Source organism: Streptomyces sp. NPDC003379, from assembly GCF_053589195.1.
On the sequence record NZ_JBSFRK010000004.1, the window covers coordinates 16625 to 32260 of the forward strand.

A 15636-nucleotide genomic window follows, 5' to 3' on the forward strand; every position below is an offset into this window, starting at 1 on the left:
CTGCTCCAAATCAGCGTGTTTTGTCCTGCGCGGCCTGGTCGAGGGCCGCAAAAGCTGTGCCGGCGGGACCTTTGGACAGGGGATCATTCACCGGAACGAATGCCTCCGCGACGGTCATCGGGACGGTCACCGGGACCTCGGGTCCCAAGGCCTCGGCCAGCCAGCGCCGCAGGACGCGGTGGACCTGTTCGGCGCCGACCAGCTCCTCACCGTCCGCCACCGGGGCGGAGAGCGCGAGCGGCGACAGGAGGAAGGGGCGGGCCTGCGCGCCGCCGAGCCCGCCGTGCGAGCCGATCTGCTCTTCAAAGGCGAGGACCTCGCCCTCCTCCGGGTCGTACCAGGAGTTGACCATGATGTCGGCGGCGTGCGGAAAGCCGTCGGTGCGCCGCACGGCGTCCACCGCGCCGGGCCCGAACTCCGCGAGCGGCCCCAGCTCGGCCGGATCCTCGTCCAGATACACCTCGGCGCCGCGCGCCCCGAGCACCAGCGGGCCGCGTTCCGCACTGCGTACGAGGAGAAAGCCGACGCCCGGATGGTTGGCGAGGGTGGGGAGCAGCGCCGGGTGGCGGCGGTCGATCTCCTCGCGGGTCATGCGGTGCCGTACGTCCGGGAACGAGACGAGCCCCAGATTGCCGGAGGCCAGCACGATCGGCTCCGCGCGGCGGGCCGGGCGGCGCTCGTCGGCGCCCTCCTCGACCGGCCGGCGCAGCGCCGCACGCACCGCGGCACGGGCCTCGGCGCCGCTGTGCGTGCGCTGCGCCCGGCGCGGCACGGGGAGCCCGCAGCCGGCCCTGACGAGGTCGCCGAGGCTCAGGCCGTAGCGGGCGCGGAAGGTCTCGCCCGGACTCTGCCCGTGATCGGAGAGCAGCACGATGCGGTAGGCGCGCGGCGCGTGTTCGGCGACCTGGGCGAGCAGCGCGAGCGAGCGGTCCAGGCGTCTGAGGACCTTCTCCACGTCGCCGCCGGTCGGCCCCGAGTGGTGCGCCACCTCGTCGTACGCGACGAGGTCGGCGTAGACCGCGCTGCGCCCGGCGAGCATGTCCCCGATGACGGCGGCGACCACCACGTCGCGCTCCACGACGGTCGCGAAGGCGCGGATGAACGGGTAGAGCCCGCCCCGGTTCACCCTCGGGCGGCGCCGCTCGATGCGGGCGCGCGTGGACTCGCCGACCTCCCTGAAGACCTCCGCCACGAAGGACAGGGCGGTGCGGACGGCGTTGGCGGGGTCGGAGAAGTAGGCGAAGTACCCGGCGCGCGACCGGTTCTCCTTCCCTCTCCTCGCGGCCACGGAGAGAACGAGCGCGAGCTGCTCGGCGCCCCCGCTGAAGAGGTTGCCGCGGCTGGCGCCGTCGAAGGTGAGGAGACCGCCGTCGCCGGTGCGCCGGACGGCGCGGCGCTGCAGCTCGACGGCGGAGGCGGGGCGGTTGCTGACCATGACCTCCCCGGTGTCCTTCTCGTACCACCGGAAGGCGGGCACGTCGTGGTTGGAGCCGTGCAGGATGCCGAGCTGGCTGGCGCCGGTCTGGCTGGACCAGTCGGTGCGCCAGGGGGTGAGGCGGTGGGTGGGGGCGGGGGCGGGGGCGCCGTCTTGCGCGTCGCCAGGTGCTTCGGGTGCTCCGGGTGCTCCGGATGCTCCGGATGCTCCGGATGCTCCGAGCCACTGGGCCACGGTGGGCATGAGCCCCTTGCCGACTGCCGACTTGAGCACGTCATGGCCGACGCCGTCGAGCTGGATGAAGACGGTGCCGGGCGCGATGGGGCCCGGCCGCTGCTGGGTGCCGCGGCGCCTGCGGCGGTCGGCGAGGCGGTACAGGCGCCGACGGTACGCGTCGTCGTCCCGCACGGCGAGGGCGCCGCCCGCGGCGGAGGCGACGGCGGACATCACGGCGGCCACGACGACGGCGGTCTCCGCGCCGGCTTCGCCGCGGTCCTCCGGGATGAGGCTCAGGGCGAGCAGCAGGAGTGACCCGTTGAGGAAAAAGGCGAGGAGTCCGAGTACGAGGGCGGGTACGAGCAGCAGCGCGCGGACCAGCAACGGCCACACCAGTGCGGAGAGCAGGCCGAAGGCGCCGGCGCCGAGGGCGGCGGTGACCGCGATGCGGGTGGCGCTGTCGCCGTCGTCGGACTGGAGTTTGAAGTCGGGGAGGATGCCGGCGAGTACGAGCATCGTCAGTGTGCTGACGGCCCATACGGCCACCACGCGCCACAGCGCGCTGCCGAGCCTCCGCCATCGCGCTCTCCCCACGCCCAGCCCTTCCCCGTTTTTCGTCCCGAACCGGACACCAGCGTGACACAACCGGCCAGGCCCGGTCCGACTCCCCCGGGATCATCGGCGGCTCCCCGGCGGTGCTCGCGCCTGGCCGGTTGACCGACACCGCCGCTCCGCGGCGGCCCCTCTCCCACCCACCCACCCGTTCACCCCGCATTGCGGGGTTGCCGTGGCGCGGTGGGGGCTGGAGCGGCGCTGCTTCGCTTCGCGGGGGATGGGTGGGTGGGGCATCCCTGCCGAGTGCCGGGGGCGCGGGCCCGGGGACGGCAGCAGATCGTGGCGTGGGGTAACGGTGGGCGGGTGGCATCGCTGGTGGGTGCCGGGGGGCGTGGGGCACCGGGGCGGCAACCGGCCGTGGCGCGGGGTGACAGGTGGGCGGGTGAGAAAGACGCCGCGCAGCGGCGGGGAACAGTCGTGGGCATCGCTGGTGGGTGCCGGGGGCGCGGGCCCGGGGGCGGCAGCAGATCGTGGCGTGGGGTAACGGTGGGTGGGTGGCATCGCTGGTGGGTGCCGGGGGGCGTGGGGCACCGGGGCGGCAACCGGCCGTGGCGCGGGGTGACAGGTGGGCGGGTGAGAAAGGCGCCGCGCAGCGGCGGGGAGCAGTCGTGGGGCGCTGCTGGTGGGTGCCGGGGGCGCGGGTCCGGGGGCGGCAGCAGGTCGTGGCGCGGGGTGACAGGTGGGTGGGGAAGGCGCCGCGGAGCGGCGGGAGCAGGGGTGGGGCGCTGCTGGGTGCGTGGGTCCCGGGGGGCGGCTGCAGATCGCGGCGCCGGGGACCGGGGGCCGGTGGTGGCGGAGGGAGGAGAGGGGGCGCCGGAGGCGGAGGGGCTAGCGGCCGTCGTAGCCCGCGGTCGGCATGGAGAGACGGCGGTGCACCCGTGCCTTCATGCGCGAGTCGTACGCCGGCTCCGCGAACCCCGCCGTCTCCACCCGCACCCCCCGCCTCGCACACTCCGCCGTGAACTCCTCGGGGCTGCACAGCGCCCGCTCCAGGACCCGGCGGCTCGGCACGACGAAGAGGTCCACGAGGCCCGCCTCGACATCCCCCCACAGCACAACGTGGTCCGCGCGCAACCCTCGTACGAGCAACTCCCGCGTGACCACGTACCCCTGGTCCGCGGCCCACCGCGCACACATCGCGTGCTGGCTGCGCGAGTCGACGAGGAAGGGGTCGGCGTCCAGTTCCTCCAACGGCATGAGGCTGGCGATCGTCGCCGCACGCACCACGGCGGCGGCGGTGCCGGCATCCGCGGCGTCTGCCATGGCGTTCCCCTCATCTCGCCTGTTTCGGTCCCGGCCGCCGACCCTACTCCTGGCCGTAGGCTCGTAGACAGTCGCACGGAGGAGGAACCGGGTGCCCGTCGAGGTCACATGGTGGGGCCATGCCACTTGCACGGTCGAGGACTCGGGCGTCCGCGTACTGACCGACCCCCTTTTCGCCCGGCGCCTGGCGCACCTGCGGCGCCGCAGGGGCGCGCTGCCGCCGCCCGGTGCCGCGGCCGCCGACGTCGTACTCGTCTCGCATCTGCACGCCGATCATCTGCACGTACCATCCCTCGCCCGGCTGGCGCCGGGCACCCGCGCGCTGGTGCCGCGCGGCGCGGCGCGCTCGGTGCCGGGCCTGGCCCGCAGGCTGCCCCGCCTCCGCTTCACCGAGGTGGGGCCGGGCGACGAGATCCGGGTCGGCGAACTCGTCGTACGCGTGGTGCCCGCGCTGCACGACGGGCGGCGGCTGCCCATGGGCCCGCACCGCTCCCCCGCCCTCGGCTATGTGGTGAGCGGCGAGGCGCGCACGTACTTCGCGGGCGACACCGGGCTCTTCGACACGATGGCCGCGGAGGTCGGGGACGTCGACGTGGCGCTCCTGCCGGTCGGCGGCTGGGGCCCCTACCTGGGGCACGGGCATCTGGACGCGGGCCGCGCCGCCGAGGCGCTCGCCCGGATCTCGCCGCGCAGCGCGATCCCGGTGCACTACGGCACCTACTGGCCGATCGGCATGGAAGCGGTGCGCCCCCATGAGTTCCACGCGCCGGGGCAGGAGTTCGTGCGCCAGGCGGCGCGGCTCGCTCCCAAGGTGGCGGTGCACCGGCTCGCGCACGGCGAGAGCGTGCGGCCGGAGGTGGCCAGGTGATCCTCGCCGCGGCGGCCCAGGTGCCGCCGGAGAGTACGCAGCAGGCGGTCGGTTATCCGTCGTTGTTCCTGCTGGTGGTGATCGGCGCGCTGGTGCCGGTGGTGCCGACGGGCGCGCTGGTCAGTTCGGCGGCGGTGGTGGCGCTGCATCAGACGGCGCCGTTCTCGCTGCTCGTCGTCTTCGGTGTCGCGGCGTTCGCGGCGTTCCTCGGTGACGTCGCCCTGTACTGGCTGGGGCAACGCGGCATGCGGTCGAAGAACGGTTCGCGCTGGCTGGAGGCGCTGCGCGACCGGGCGCCGGAGGAGCGGATCGCGCAGGCGCAGGCGAAGTTGAGGGACCACGGTGTGGTGGTCCTGGTGCTGTCCCGGCTCGTTCCGGCGGGGCGGATCCCGGTGATGCTGGCGTGTCTGATGGCGAGGATGCCGTTGCGCCGGTTCGCGCGCGGGGATGTGCCGGCGTGCCTCGCGTGGGCGGTGACGTATCAGCTGATCGGTATTCTCGGCGGTTCGCTGTTCAAGGAGCCGTGGGAGGGCGTCGCGGTGGCGGTCGCGCTGACGGTGCTGGTCAGCGCGGTGCCGACCGTGTGGCGCAGGGTGCGGCGGGCGCCGGCCTAGAGGCGGGGGCCGGGGCTGGGGCTTGGGGCTGAGGCTGGGGCTGGGGCTGGGGCTGGGGCTCAGTCCAGTACGCGCGACGCGCCGACCGGCAGGTCCCACAGGTCCTCGCGGGGCCGCCCCGCCTTCTCCCAGGCCGTACGCACTCTGGTGAGGGGTTCGAGGACCGGCTCGGCGGAGAGCAGGAACGTACCCCAGTGCATGGGGGCCATCCGTCGCGCGCCCACGTCGCCCGCCGCCCTGACCGCCTCCTCCGGGTCGCAGTGGACGTCGCTGAGCCACCACCGCGGGGCGTACGCGCCGATGGGCAGGAGCGCGAGGTCGATGCCGGGGTAGCGGCCGCCGATCTGTTCGAACCAGTGGCCGTAGCCGGTGTCGCCCGCGAAGTAGACGCGCTGTCCTTGGGCGTCCGTCAGGACCCAGCCGCCCCACAGTGTCCGGCAGGTGTCGGTCAGGCTCCGCTTCGACCAGTGGTGGGCGGGTACGAAGTCGAACTGCACTCCGCGCAGTTCCGCGCGCTCCCACCAGTCGAGTTCGGTGACGCGGGTGAAGCGGCGGCGGGTGAACCAGCGGCGGAGCCCGGCGGGCACGAGGACCGGGGTGTCCCTCGGGAGCCTGCGCAGGGTCGGGGCGTCGAGGTGGTCGTAGTGGTTGTGGCTGATGACGACCGCGTCGATGGGCGGCAGCGCGCTCCAGGGGACGCCCACGGGGGTGACGCGGGCCGGCGTGCCGAGGATCTTGCGGGACCAGACGGGGTCGGTGAGGACGGTGAGACCACCGACGCGGACGACCCAGCTGGCGTGTCCCACCCAGGTGACGGCGACGGTGCGGGCGTCGACCCGGGGCAGCGGACCCGGTTCGAACGGCAGCCGCCGGATGTCGGCGAGGCCTTCGGGCTGCGGCCGCAGCGCCCCTTCCCGGGCGAACCGCGCGAAGGCGCGCAGCCCGGGCAGAGGCGCGGTCAGCCGCCCGGCGAATGACCTCGGCCAGCGGCGAGCGCCGCCGGGCGTGGGGGGTGGCGGCGAGAGGCGGCCCGGCGTGGACGGTGACGTTCCGTGGCCGGGCGTGGGCGGTGGTGGTGGCGGGAGGTGGCCCGGCGTGGGCAGTGGCGTTCTCTGCCCGGACGTGGACGGTGGCGCGAGACGGCCCGGCCTGGGCGGTGGTGCGACGCGGCCGGTCGTGGGCGGTGGCGGTGGCGGTGGCGCCAGGCGACCCGACTCCCGGCCGGCCCCGGACCGTGGCCGGGACGCCGACTGCTGCTGCCGGGCCTGGTCCGCCCGCCCCCGCCGCGGGGCAACCTCATACTCCTGCTCCCGCCGCCGGGCCTCGTACGTCCGCCGCTCCCCCTGCCCGGAACCGGCCCGGTGCCCGCCCCTGCGCTGCCCGGTTCCGGGCGCCTGCTCCTGTGTCTGCCGTCGCGCCTGCTGCGTCACCGAGGAGGCTCCGTTCGCTGTGCTTCCGTGCGGAGATCGTCGAAGGCCGATCCCAATATGCTCAACGCCCGTTCCACGTGGGGCAATTCCAAGGGGGCCGGTGCGCTGAGGGACGCCATGCGTTCCGTGGGGGTCGAGCCCAGGAGGGGGCCCGTGGAGAGTCGTACGCGCAAGGCGTCGATGTCGTCGCCGAAGCGGTGGCCGCCGGGTGCGGGCATGCCGAGCCGTGCCGTGAGGAAGTCCTCCAGGTCCTGCGCGTCGCCGACGCCGCGCGCGGTGAGCGCGGCCCGCAGGGGGCCGAGGTCGGCGTAGAGGTGGCGGCCCGCCTGCGGGGGGCGGACCAGGGCGCCCGCGGCGAGGACGGCGCGCTGCGCGGCGGCGGCCACGCGCGCGTGCAGGCGGACGGCAGCGGTCAGGCGTGCGGTGATCTCGTCCGGTTCGCCGAGTGCGTACGTCGCCGCCGCGGCGGCCGGGGCCGCCAGGTGCGCGCCGAGCGCGGTGAGGACGTCGAGGGTGCGGGCGCGCAGCACGGCGCCGTCGGCCGTGGCGGGGAAGCGGGCGACGGCGGCGGGCAGCGCCGGGGGCAGAAAGGGCCCGGCGAGGTCGCAGACGACGGTCACCCGCTCGTGGTCCATCTCGGCGGGGCCGATCAGGACGGTCTCGCGCGGGCGGTGCAGCGTGTCGCGCCAGGTCTCGTCGCTGACGACGTGCAGGCCCTCGTCGGCGGCCGCCTCGACGGCCTCGTGCAGTACTTCGGGCGGCGGCACGGTGGCGGTCGGGTCGTCGGCGACGCCGAGGACGAGCAGCCGGGGCACACCGCCTTCGGCGCGGACCCGGCGGACGGTCTCCAGAAGGGCGTACGGGTCGGGGACGCCGCCGCACTCGGCGGGCGTCGGCACGTGGTAGACCCCGCGGCCGAGCAGCCTCGCCTGGGGCGCCCAGCAGGCGGGGCAGGGGCGCGGCAGCAGGACGTCGCCGCCGACGGCCGCGGTGAGGGCGAGCAGCAGGGGCGGGGCGCCGGGGGCGGCGACGACGTGGCCGCGCTCGACGGGCAGTCCGCGGCGGGACCAGTAGCCGCTCGCGGCTTCGAGGAGTGCGGGACTGCCGCCGGGGGGTTCGCCGTGGGGGCGGGCGGCGGCCGAGGCGGCGGCGGACGCCAGCTCGGGCAGGACCGGGAGGCCCGGCTCCGGCGGGGGCGGGCCGTACCGGACGGGGCCGCGGCCCTCAGAGCCCGTCGTCCGCCTCATGCGTACCTCCGTGCACTCACGTGACTGTGTCCTGCCCCGTCGGACGGGTGTGTACCCAGAACATGGCCGTACGTGTCCCTACGTCACCGTCGCCGTCACCGTCGCCGTACGTGTGCCTACGTTCCCGTGGCGTACGTGTCCATCACAACGCGCCGGCCTCCCACCCGCCCGCTCTGGGCCCCGCCCGGGTGAGCCTTCCCGCCGCGCAAGTGGACGCGCACAGGCACAGGCACAGGCCCGTACCGGTCGCCGCCGACCGGTACGGGCCTGTGCCTGTGCCGCTGCGCCCCTCGGAGGGAGAGCGGGGTCAGCGCGCCAGGGAGACCAGTTCGCGTTCCAGGCCGCGCCCCTTCGTCTCCACCAGCGCCGCCGCGACATCCGCGAGTTTGCGGTTCGTCGTCTGGGAGATCCGCCGCAGCACCGTGAACGCGGCGTCCGCCTCGCAGCCCAGGACGTGCATGACGATCCCGCACGCCCGGTCCACGACGGGCCGTGTGCGCAGCGCCGTGCCCATCTGGTCGAGTTCGCTCAGCGCGGCGCGGTAGTGCCGGTCGCGCACGAAGCTCGCCGTGGCGAGGTCGCCGAGGGCCCGCGCGGGGCCGTGCCGCGCGTCGTCGAGCGCGCCGGGGCGGAAGCTGAACAGGGTCAGGGTGACCGTGAGGCCCGCCCGCTGGAAGGGCAGCGTGACGCTGGAACGTACGCCTGAGTCGAGGGCCATCGCGCGGTACTCGGGCCATCGCCCGTCCCGCAGCAGGTCCCCGGAGTCGACCGGTGCGCCTCGCTCCTCGGCGGCGGGGATCGGCCCGTCCCCCGAGCGCAGCTGCACCGAGACGAGCCCGGCCAGGTCGGGGTGGGTGACGGCGGCGGGGTGTTCGTCGCCGCCGTCGGAGACCGTGGTGCTCGCGCCGCAGCACGCGGGGGTGCAGCGCACGGCCTGTTCGGCGAGCTCGGAGAGCCTGCGTCCGGGGAGAGCTGATTCCGGTCGGAGCAGGTCCGGGTCCGGCAAAGGCGCCATGGGGTGTTCCTCCTCTTCTCTTCGGCTTCCCCCCTGGTCCTCCGGAAAACTGGCTCAGCGGTTAGGTTCAGCACATGTCTCAAACGGAGGAGTTCGGTGAAGAGCTCGCGGATTTTGTGCGCCGCGTCGCCGAGTTGAAGTCGGCCCGGTCGGTCCCGAGGGACGACCTCGGCACGGTGCTCGACGCGGCGATCTTCGAACTTGACCACGTGGCCGACCAGTTGTGGCCCACGTACGAACGTCTCAGCGCCGACGGTCAATTGGGCGGCGCGGCACCGGACCGGGACGAGCAGCGGCTGCTGCGGGCCATCTTCCAGCGGCTGCCCCTGCCGGTGGCGCTGATCGACAGGGAGACCGTGGTCCGGCGGATGAACGTCGCGGGGGCGGCCCTGACGGGGATCCGCGCGGGGTTCGCGGCGGGGCGGCCGCTGACCGGGTTCCTGGTGCACGCGGACCGGGTCGCGTTCCGTTCGCAGACCGCCGCGGTCGCCCGCGGCGAGGGTGACCGCAGCCTCGTCGTCCACCTCCAGCAGAGCCCCGGCACCCCGGTCCGCGCGACGCTCACCGCGCTGCGCCCCGGCGCCGAGCCGCGCACGGCGGTACTCGTCGTGCTCCAGCCCTCGATGACCCGCGGGCAGCAGCCGCCGAGCCCGCCGGGTCCCGCGCCCGACCTCGGCGAGGCGACCCGGCACGCGGCCCAGCTCGACCTGGCGGACGCGATGACGACAGCACTGCTCACGGCGCCCGTCGGGGACCGTAAGGCCGTCCTTGAGCGGGCCGCCGCGGTGCTGCACGGGCGGTTCGCCGACTGGGTCGTCGCCGACGACTGGATCGTCGCTGGGCCTGTTTCCGTCTCCGGACCCGGACCCGGACCCGGACCCGGAGACGGACCCGGAGACGGACCCGGAGACGGAAACGGAGCGGGAGCCGGAGACAGGGCCGCGCGCCCTCGGCGCGCCACCGTGCTCGGGCCGCCGGACGCGCCGGCCGCCGACGTGCTGGCGCAGGACCCCGCCGCGTGCCCCCTCGTCGTCGAGGCGGCGCGCGGCGGGGCGGCGTCGCTGCAGGTGCGCCCGGAGGACCCGGACGCCTTCGGCCGGGACGCGACCGGCGCACACGTGCTGGTGCGCGCCGAGGTCACGTCCCTGCTGTGCGTGCCGTTGGCCGCCCGCACGGACGGCCCCGTGGAGGGCGTCCTCACACTCTTCCGGTGCGGCGCCCGCCTCGCCTTCTCGATGGCCGAGGCGCGGGCGGTCGATGTGCTGTCCCGGCACTTGGCGCTCGCCCTGCGGCGCGGCGACGCCGCGCCCGGGCGGGCCGCGAGTTAGGCGGCGTCCCGCATGACCTGGTCGCGCAGCCGGTCGCAGCAGCGGCTGATCAGCCGTGAGACGTGCATCTGGGAGATGCCCATCTCGTCGGCGATGCGGCTCTGCGTCATGTCGCCGAAGAACCGCATGTAGAGGATGGTCCGTTCCCGTTCGGGCAGCTGTGCGATGCGGGGCTTGACGGCCTCGCGGTCGACGACGATGTCGAGGGCGGGGTCGGCGCCGCCCAGGGCGTCGCTGAGCGAGTAGCCGTCCTCGCTGCCGGGGAGTTCGGCGTCGAGGGAGAGCGCGGTGAAGCTGTCGAGCGCTTCCAGGCCGGTCTTCGCGTCCTCCACGCTCATGTGGGCGTGCTCGGCGATCTCGGCGGTGGTGGGGGCGCGCCCGGAGACCGTCTGGGAGAGGTCCTGGCGGGCGAACCGCACCCGGTTGCGCAGGTCCTGGACGCGGCGCGGCACGTGCAGGGTCCACATGTGGTCGCGGAAGTGCCGCTTGATCTCGCCGGTGACGGTCGGTACGGCGTAGCTCTCGAAGGCGGTGCCGCGCCGCGGGTCGTAGCGGTCGACGGCCTTGACCAGGCCGAGGGCGGCGACCTGACGCAGGTCGTCGAGGGATTCGCCGCGGTTGCGGAAGCGGCCGGCGAGGCGCTGGGCCATGGGCAGCCAGGCCTGGACGATCTCCTGGCGCAGGGCGTCGCGCTCGGGGCCCTCGTCCAGCTCGACGAGGCGGGCGAATGCCTCGACGGTGTCCGGTGCGTCGTCGTGCGAGTGGCGCTTGCTCCTGGCCGGTGCCGCGGTGCTCCTGGGCGGTGCCGCGGTGGTGCTCCTCGCCTGTACTGCTGTGCTACTGGATGTTACCGCGGTACTCGTGTGGGGACGCGTGTTCGTGTGGGAACGCATGGTGCGTCGCAACTCCCTTGGGGTGCCTGGGGATGGACGGTCACCGTGGGAGTGCGCTGGCGTCGGGCCACGACGGAAACACACCCGGGGCGAGCGATGCGGCAGCTCCCACGGACGTGCCTCCGGTCCGAAGCACTGTTTCTGCGCCTGCCCCGCGTGTGAGGGGCCAAACGCCCCCCATCGCGCCGTAGGTTTGCTACGGGTCCCGCCGGACACCCGGGGGTGACCGCCCACCCCGACCCGTCCGGAGGGTTACGTCATGAGCGTCAAGGTCGCCGACCACATCCTGGAGAGGCTGCGCGCCTGGGGCGTCGAGCAGGTCTTCGGCTACCCAGGTGACGGCATCAACGGCCTCCTCGCCGCGTGGGGCAGGGCCGAGGACCGGCCGCGGTTCGTGCAGTCGCGGCACGAGGAGATGTCGGCGTTCGAAGCCGTCGGGTACGCCAAGTTCGGCAAGCGCCTCGGTGTGTGCGCGGCGACGTCGGGTCCCGGCGCCATCCATCTCCTCAACGGGCTGTACGACGCGAAGCTCGACCATGTGCCGGTGCTCGCCATCGTCGGGCAGACGCACCGCAGCGCGATGGGCGGCTCGTACCAGCAGGAGGTCGACCTGCACACGCTGTTCAAGGACGTGGCGTCCGACTTCGTCGAGACGGTGACGGTGCCCGAGCAGCTGCCGAACGTCCTCGACCGGGCGATCCGCACCGCGTACGCGCGTCGCTGCCCGACCGCCGTGATCATCCCCGGTGATGTGCAGGAGCTCGACTACTCGCCGCCGTCGCACGCCTTCAAGATGGTCCCCTCCAGCCTGGACCGCAGCGGCTGGACGGCGATGCCCTCGCCCACGGCCCTGGAGCGGGCCGCGGAGGTGCTCAACGCCGGGGACAAGGCGGCGATCCTGATCGGCCAGGGCGCGGCGGGCGCGCGCGCCGAGGTCGAGGAGATCGCGGAGCTGCTCGGCGCGGGCGTCGCGAAGGCGCTGCTCGGCAAGGACGCGCTGAGCGACGAGCTGCCCTACGTCACCGGCTCGATCGGCCTGCTCGGCACCCGCCCCTCGTACGAGCTGATGCGCGACTGCGACACGCTCCTGACGATCGGGTCGAGCTTCCCCTACGCGCAGTTCCTCCCGGAGTTCGGCTCGGCGCGCGCCGTGCAGATCGACATCGATCCGCACATGGTCGGGATGCGCTATCCGTACGAGGTGAATCTCGTCGGCGACGCGCGGGCGACGCTGCGCGAGCTGATCCCGCTGATCGACAAGGACCGCCGTGCCGTAAGCCGCGAGTGGCAGGAGGAGGTCTGCGCGGGCGTCAGGCGCTGGAACGGGGTGATGGAGCGCAGGGCCGAGCAGTCCGCGGACCCCGTCAACCCGGAGTACGTGGCGCGCGCCCTGGATCCGCTGCTCCCCGACAACGCGATCATCACGTCCGACTCGGGCTCGGTGGCGAACTGGTACGCGCGCCATCTGACGATGCGCGGCGACATGCGCGCCTCGCTGTCGGGGACGCTCGCCACGATGGGGTGCGGTGTGCCGTACGCGATCGGCGCGAAGTTCGCGCATCCCAACCGTCCCGTCATCGCCCTGGTGGGCGACGGCGCGATGCAGATGAACGGCATGGCGGAGCTGATCACCGCCGCCAAGTACCGCCACCGCTGGGACGATCCGCGGCTGATCGTCGCCGTGTGGAACAACCAGGACCTGAACCAGGTCACATGGGAGATGCGGGCCATGGCGGGCGCCCCGTCCTTCCTGCCGTCGCAGTCGCTGCCCGACGTGCCGTACGCGGAGTTCGCGCGCTCCATCGGGCTGGCCGGGATCCGGGTGGAGCGCCCGGAGGACGTCGAGGCGGCCTGGCGGGCCGGTCTTGAGGCGGAGGGGCCGGTGGTCCTCGACTTCCGCACCGACCCGGCGGTGCCGCCGATCCCGCCGCACGCCACCTGGGAGCAGATGGAGGCGACGGCGGAGGCGGTCCTCAAGGGCGACGCGGACCGGTCGTCGATGGTGAAGCAGGGGCTGAAGGCGAAGATGCAGGAGTTCCTGCCCGGTTCGGACAAGAGGGGCAGGGGCAAGCGTTGAACGGCGCTGTGCCTGTGCCGGCCTCACCCCGGAGGCCGGGATGCGCCAGCCCCGGCCATCTCAGTGCCCGGCGCTTCGGCCGGGCGGATGTGATGGACGACGGGCCCCTTGCGCGGCGGTGATCTCCTCGACGGCCCGCCGCCTCTTGGCGGGCCTGCCTCAGGACCGGCCCGCGGTCTCCACCGGATCGCTGATGGGTGCCGCGGTCGAGGGAGTCGGGTCGGTGGGCCGCTTTCCGCGGGCGGAGGTGAGTGCGGTGATGACCGCCAGTACCAGTCCGCCGCCGCTGAGCAGCGCGCCGACCCAGTTCGTGTGGTTGTACGCGAGGCCGCCGCTGATGGCCAGGCCGCCCGCCCAGGCGCCGATGGCGTTGCCGAGGTTGAAGCCCGCGATGTTGGCGGCGGAGGCCAGGGTGCCCGCTCCCGGGGCCTCCTGCATCACCCGGGTCTGCAACGGCGGCACGGTGCCGAAGACGATCGCGCCCAGCAGGAAGAGCCAGACGGCCGCGAGCGGCTTGTGGTGAGCCGTGAAGGTGAACGTCGCGAGCACGACGGTCAACGCGGTGAAGAGCACCAGAATCGTCGCCATCGCGTTGCGGTTCGCGGCCCTGCCGCCGAGCGAGTTGCCGACCACGAAGCCACAGCCGAAGAGCACGAGGAGCCCCATGACGCTGCCCGCCGCGTACCCGGTGACGTCGGTCATCATCGGGGTGACGTAGCTGTACGAGGCGAACAGGCCGCTGAAGCCCAGTGTGGTCATGGCCAGGGCGAGCCAGACCTGGGGACGCTTGAAGGCCGCGAGTTCCTGTCGCAGCGAGGCCTCCGGATCCGCGGGCCGGCTCGGCAGCAGCGCCGTCACGGTGAGGAAGCCGATCACGCCGAGCGCGGTCACCGCCCAGAAGGCGACCCGCCAGCTGGCCACCTGGCCGAGCCATGTGCCGAGCGGGACGCCGACGACGTTGGCGATCGTCAGGCCGCTGAACATCATCGCGACGGCGCTCGCCTGCTTCGTGGGGGCGACCAGCGACGCGGCGACGACCGAGCCGATGCCGAAGAACGCGCCGTGGCACAGGGCCGAGATGATGCGGCCCGTCATGAGAAGGCTGTAGTTCGGCGCGATCGCCCCCACCGCGTTGCCAATCATGAACAGTCCGAGGAGCCCCAGCAGCACGTGCTTCTGGTTCACCCGCATCGTGACCGCGATGATGATCGGTGCCCCCACGGCGACACCGAGCGCGTAACCGGAGATCAGCAGGCCGGCCGTGGGGATGGAGACGGACACGTCCGTCGCTATGTCGGGCAGCAGGCCCATGATCAGGAACTCGTTGGTCCCGATGGCGAAGGCCCCTACAGCCAGGGCCAGTAGTGCGAGCGGCATGACTTCCTCTTCAACTCTTCAATGGGTGAGAAACGGATTCGGTTCTGTGGTGGTATGCCGGGGCGTCACGTTCGTACCTGCCGGATCGTCAGCGCTCCGGTCAGCGCCGCGGCCGCTGTCACCGTGGCGAACACGGTGGCGGACGTGGTGATCCCGGTGGCCTCGCTCAGAAAGCCGGTCGCGATGGGCAGCACGCCGGCGAACGCGTAACCGCCCGCGCTCAGCGCCGCGTTCGCCTCCGCCAGACGGTGTTCGGCGACAGAGGAGTTGAGGAGCGAGAACCCGCCGAACTGGCCCATCCCCTGTCCGGCTCCCGCGAGTGCCGCCGCGGCGGCCAACAGCGGCAGTGACCGCGTGACGACGGCGGCGACCACGCCCAGCATTCCGGCCCCCGTCAGAAGCCCCGCCGTGGCCAGGACCCGGCGCGTCGGCAACGCCCTGACCGCGAACTGCACACAGGTCGAGGTCCCGAACATCAGGAATCCGATGCCGCCGGTCACCAGCCGGTTGCCGGTGTGCAGCAGGGGGCCGAGCAGGGCCGGGCCGAGGGCCAGGAGCAGCGAGGTACCCGTCATCCCCGGCATGTACGCCATGAGGCTCGTCGTGAGACTTCGCCGGTTCGCCCGGGGCACCGACGGGACGCGTACCCAGCCCCGCTGCCCGGGCGGCCCGTCGGCCGGGGGAAGCACGGTGAGGACGACGGCGAACGCCGACAGGATCAGGACGACCTCGACGGCGAAGACGGTGACAGTGGGAGCCGTCCAGTACTCCGAGACGGTTCCGCCGAGGAGCGGCCCGACGGCCAGTCCGAGTCCGATGGCGGCCGAACCCGCCAGGGCCGCCGTGCCCCGGCGGTCGGGCCCCGCCACGTCCACGACGGCCGCGGTGCCCGCCGATACCGCCGCTCCCACGGCCAGCCCGGTCAGGACGCGCGCGACGAGGAGGTCGGCGATGTGATCCGCCGTCATGAACAGCAGGCAGGCGGCGAGCGCCGCGGCCAGCGCGGGAGCCAGGACCGTACGGCGTCCGAACCGGTCGGCCAGAACCCCGGCGAACGGCAGGGCGACGAGCAGTCCGCCGATGTAGGCGGCGAAGACGACCGTCGTCATGCCGTTGGAGAAGCCGATGCGTTCCTCCCACAGACCGAGCAGCGGGGTGGGGATGTTGGACAGCATGAACACGACGGTGATCGGCCACGCCGCCGCCCACACGTCCCACGCCCGTTCCCGTGTCCCAACCTGTGTCCGTTCCCTCGTAC

The 15636-nt window shown here is 73.7% G+C and carries 12 protein-coding genes; 4 read left to right on the forward strand and 8 right to left on the reverse strand.

The window, feature by feature from the left end:
* Nucleotides 1-10: 10 nt before the first annotated feature.
* Together ACWDVB_RS05085 and ACWDVB_RS05090 are read right to left on the reverse strand one after the other, a co-directional pair.
* Nucleotides 11-2245, reverse strand: coding sequence for a phage holin family protein (locus ACWDVB_RS05085; RefSeq protein WP_451514254.1), 2235 nt, complete (start codon nt 2243-2245; stop codon nt 11-13).
* Nucleotides 2246-3094: 849 nt separating this feature from the next.
* Complete coding sequence (locus ACWDVB_RS05090) at nt 3095-3529, reverse strand: hypothetical protein (protein ID WP_451514253.1); 435 nt, start codon at nt 3527-3529, stop codon at nt 3095-3097.
* A gap of 91 nt (nt 3530-3620) precedes the next feature.
* On the opposite strand from ACWDVB_RS05090, the gene ACWDVB_RS05095 reads away from it, so the two are divergent.
* Both ACWDVB_RS05095 and ACWDVB_RS05100 read left to right on the forward strand, forming a co-directional pair.
* On the forward strand, nt 3621-4397 hold the full coding sequence (locus ACWDVB_RS05095; protein ID WP_451514252.1) for an MBL fold metallo-hydrolase: 777 nt from the start codon (nt 3621-3623) through the stop codon (nt 4395-4397).
* Nucleotides 4394-5011: a DedA family protein gene (locus tag ACWDVB_RS05100; RefSeq protein ID WP_451514251.1), complete on the forward strand. Its 618-nt coding sequence runs from the start codon at nt 4394-4396 to the stop codon at nt 5009-5011. The genes ACWDVB_RS05095 and ACWDVB_RS05100 overlap by 4 nt, the downstream gene beginning before the upstream one ends.
* Nucleotides 5012-5070: 59 nt before the next feature.
* Here ACWDVB_RS05100 and ACWDVB_RS05105 read toward each other — a convergent pair whose 3' ends face one another.
* From ACWDVB_RS05105 to ACWDVB_RS05115, 3 genes are all read right to left on the reverse strand, one after another.
* The gene (locus tag ACWDVB_RS05105) at nt 5071-6114 is read right to left on the reverse strand and encodes an MBL fold metallo-hydrolase (protein WP_451514283.1); all 1044 of its coding nucleotides are present in this window, start codon (nt 6112-6114) and stop codon (nt 5071-5073) included.
* A gap of 323 nt (nt 6115-6437) precedes the next feature.
* Nucleotides 6438-7688, reverse strand: coding sequence for an aminotransferase class I/II-fold pyridoxal phosphate-dependent enzyme (locus tag ACWDVB_RS05110; protein ID WP_451514250.1), 1251 nt, complete (start codon nt 7686-7688; stop codon nt 6438-6440).
* Nucleotides 7689-7995: 307 nt separating this feature from the next.
* On the reverse strand, nt 7996-8703 hold the full coding sequence (locus ACWDVB_RS05115; protein ID WP_451514249.1) for an ANTAR domain-containing response regulator: 708 nt from the start codon (nt 8701-8703) through the stop codon (nt 7996-7998).
* Between the two features lie 74 nt (nt 8704-8777).
* On the opposite strand from ACWDVB_RS05115, the gene ACWDVB_RS05120 reads away from it, so the two are divergent.
* Nucleotides 8778-10031, forward strand: a complete 1254-nt coding sequence (locus ACWDVB_RS05120; protein WP_451514248.1) for a PAS domain-containing protein — start codon at nt 8778-8780, stop codon at nt 10029-10031.
* Here the strand turns inward: ACWDVB_RS05120 and ACWDVB_RS05125 are convergent.
* Nucleotides 10028-10924, reverse strand: coding sequence for an RNA polymerase sigma factor SigF (locus ACWDVB_RS05125; protein WP_451514247.1), 897 nt, complete (start codon nt 10922-10924; stop codon nt 10028-10030). The two genes, ACWDVB_RS05120 and ACWDVB_RS05125, sit on opposite strands and share 4 nt — an antisense overlap.
* 259 nt (nt 10925-11183) lie before the next feature.
* Between ACWDVB_RS05125 and ACWDVB_RS05130 the strand changes: the two genes are divergently transcribed.
* Complete coding sequence (locus tag ACWDVB_RS05130) at nt 11184-13001, forward strand: thiamine pyrophosphate-requiring protein (RefSeq protein WP_451514246.1); 1818 nt, start codon at nt 11184-11186, stop codon at nt 12999-13001.
* 159 nt (nt 13002-13160) lie between these two features.
* On the opposite strand, the gene ACWDVB_RS05135 is transcribed toward ACWDVB_RS05130, so the two are convergent.
* Complete coding sequence (locus tag ACWDVB_RS05135; protein ID WP_451514245.1) at nt 13161-14378, reverse strand: MFS transporter; 1218 nt, start codon at nt 14376-14378, stop codon at nt 13161-13163.
* A 65-nt stretch (nt 14379-14443) separates the two neighbouring features.
* Entirely contained in the window at nt 14444-15553 is a 1110-nt protein-coding gene (locus tag ACWDVB_RS05140; protein WP_451611941.1) for an MFS transporter, read from the reverse strand.
* Nucleotides 15554-15636 lie beyond the last annotated feature (83 nt).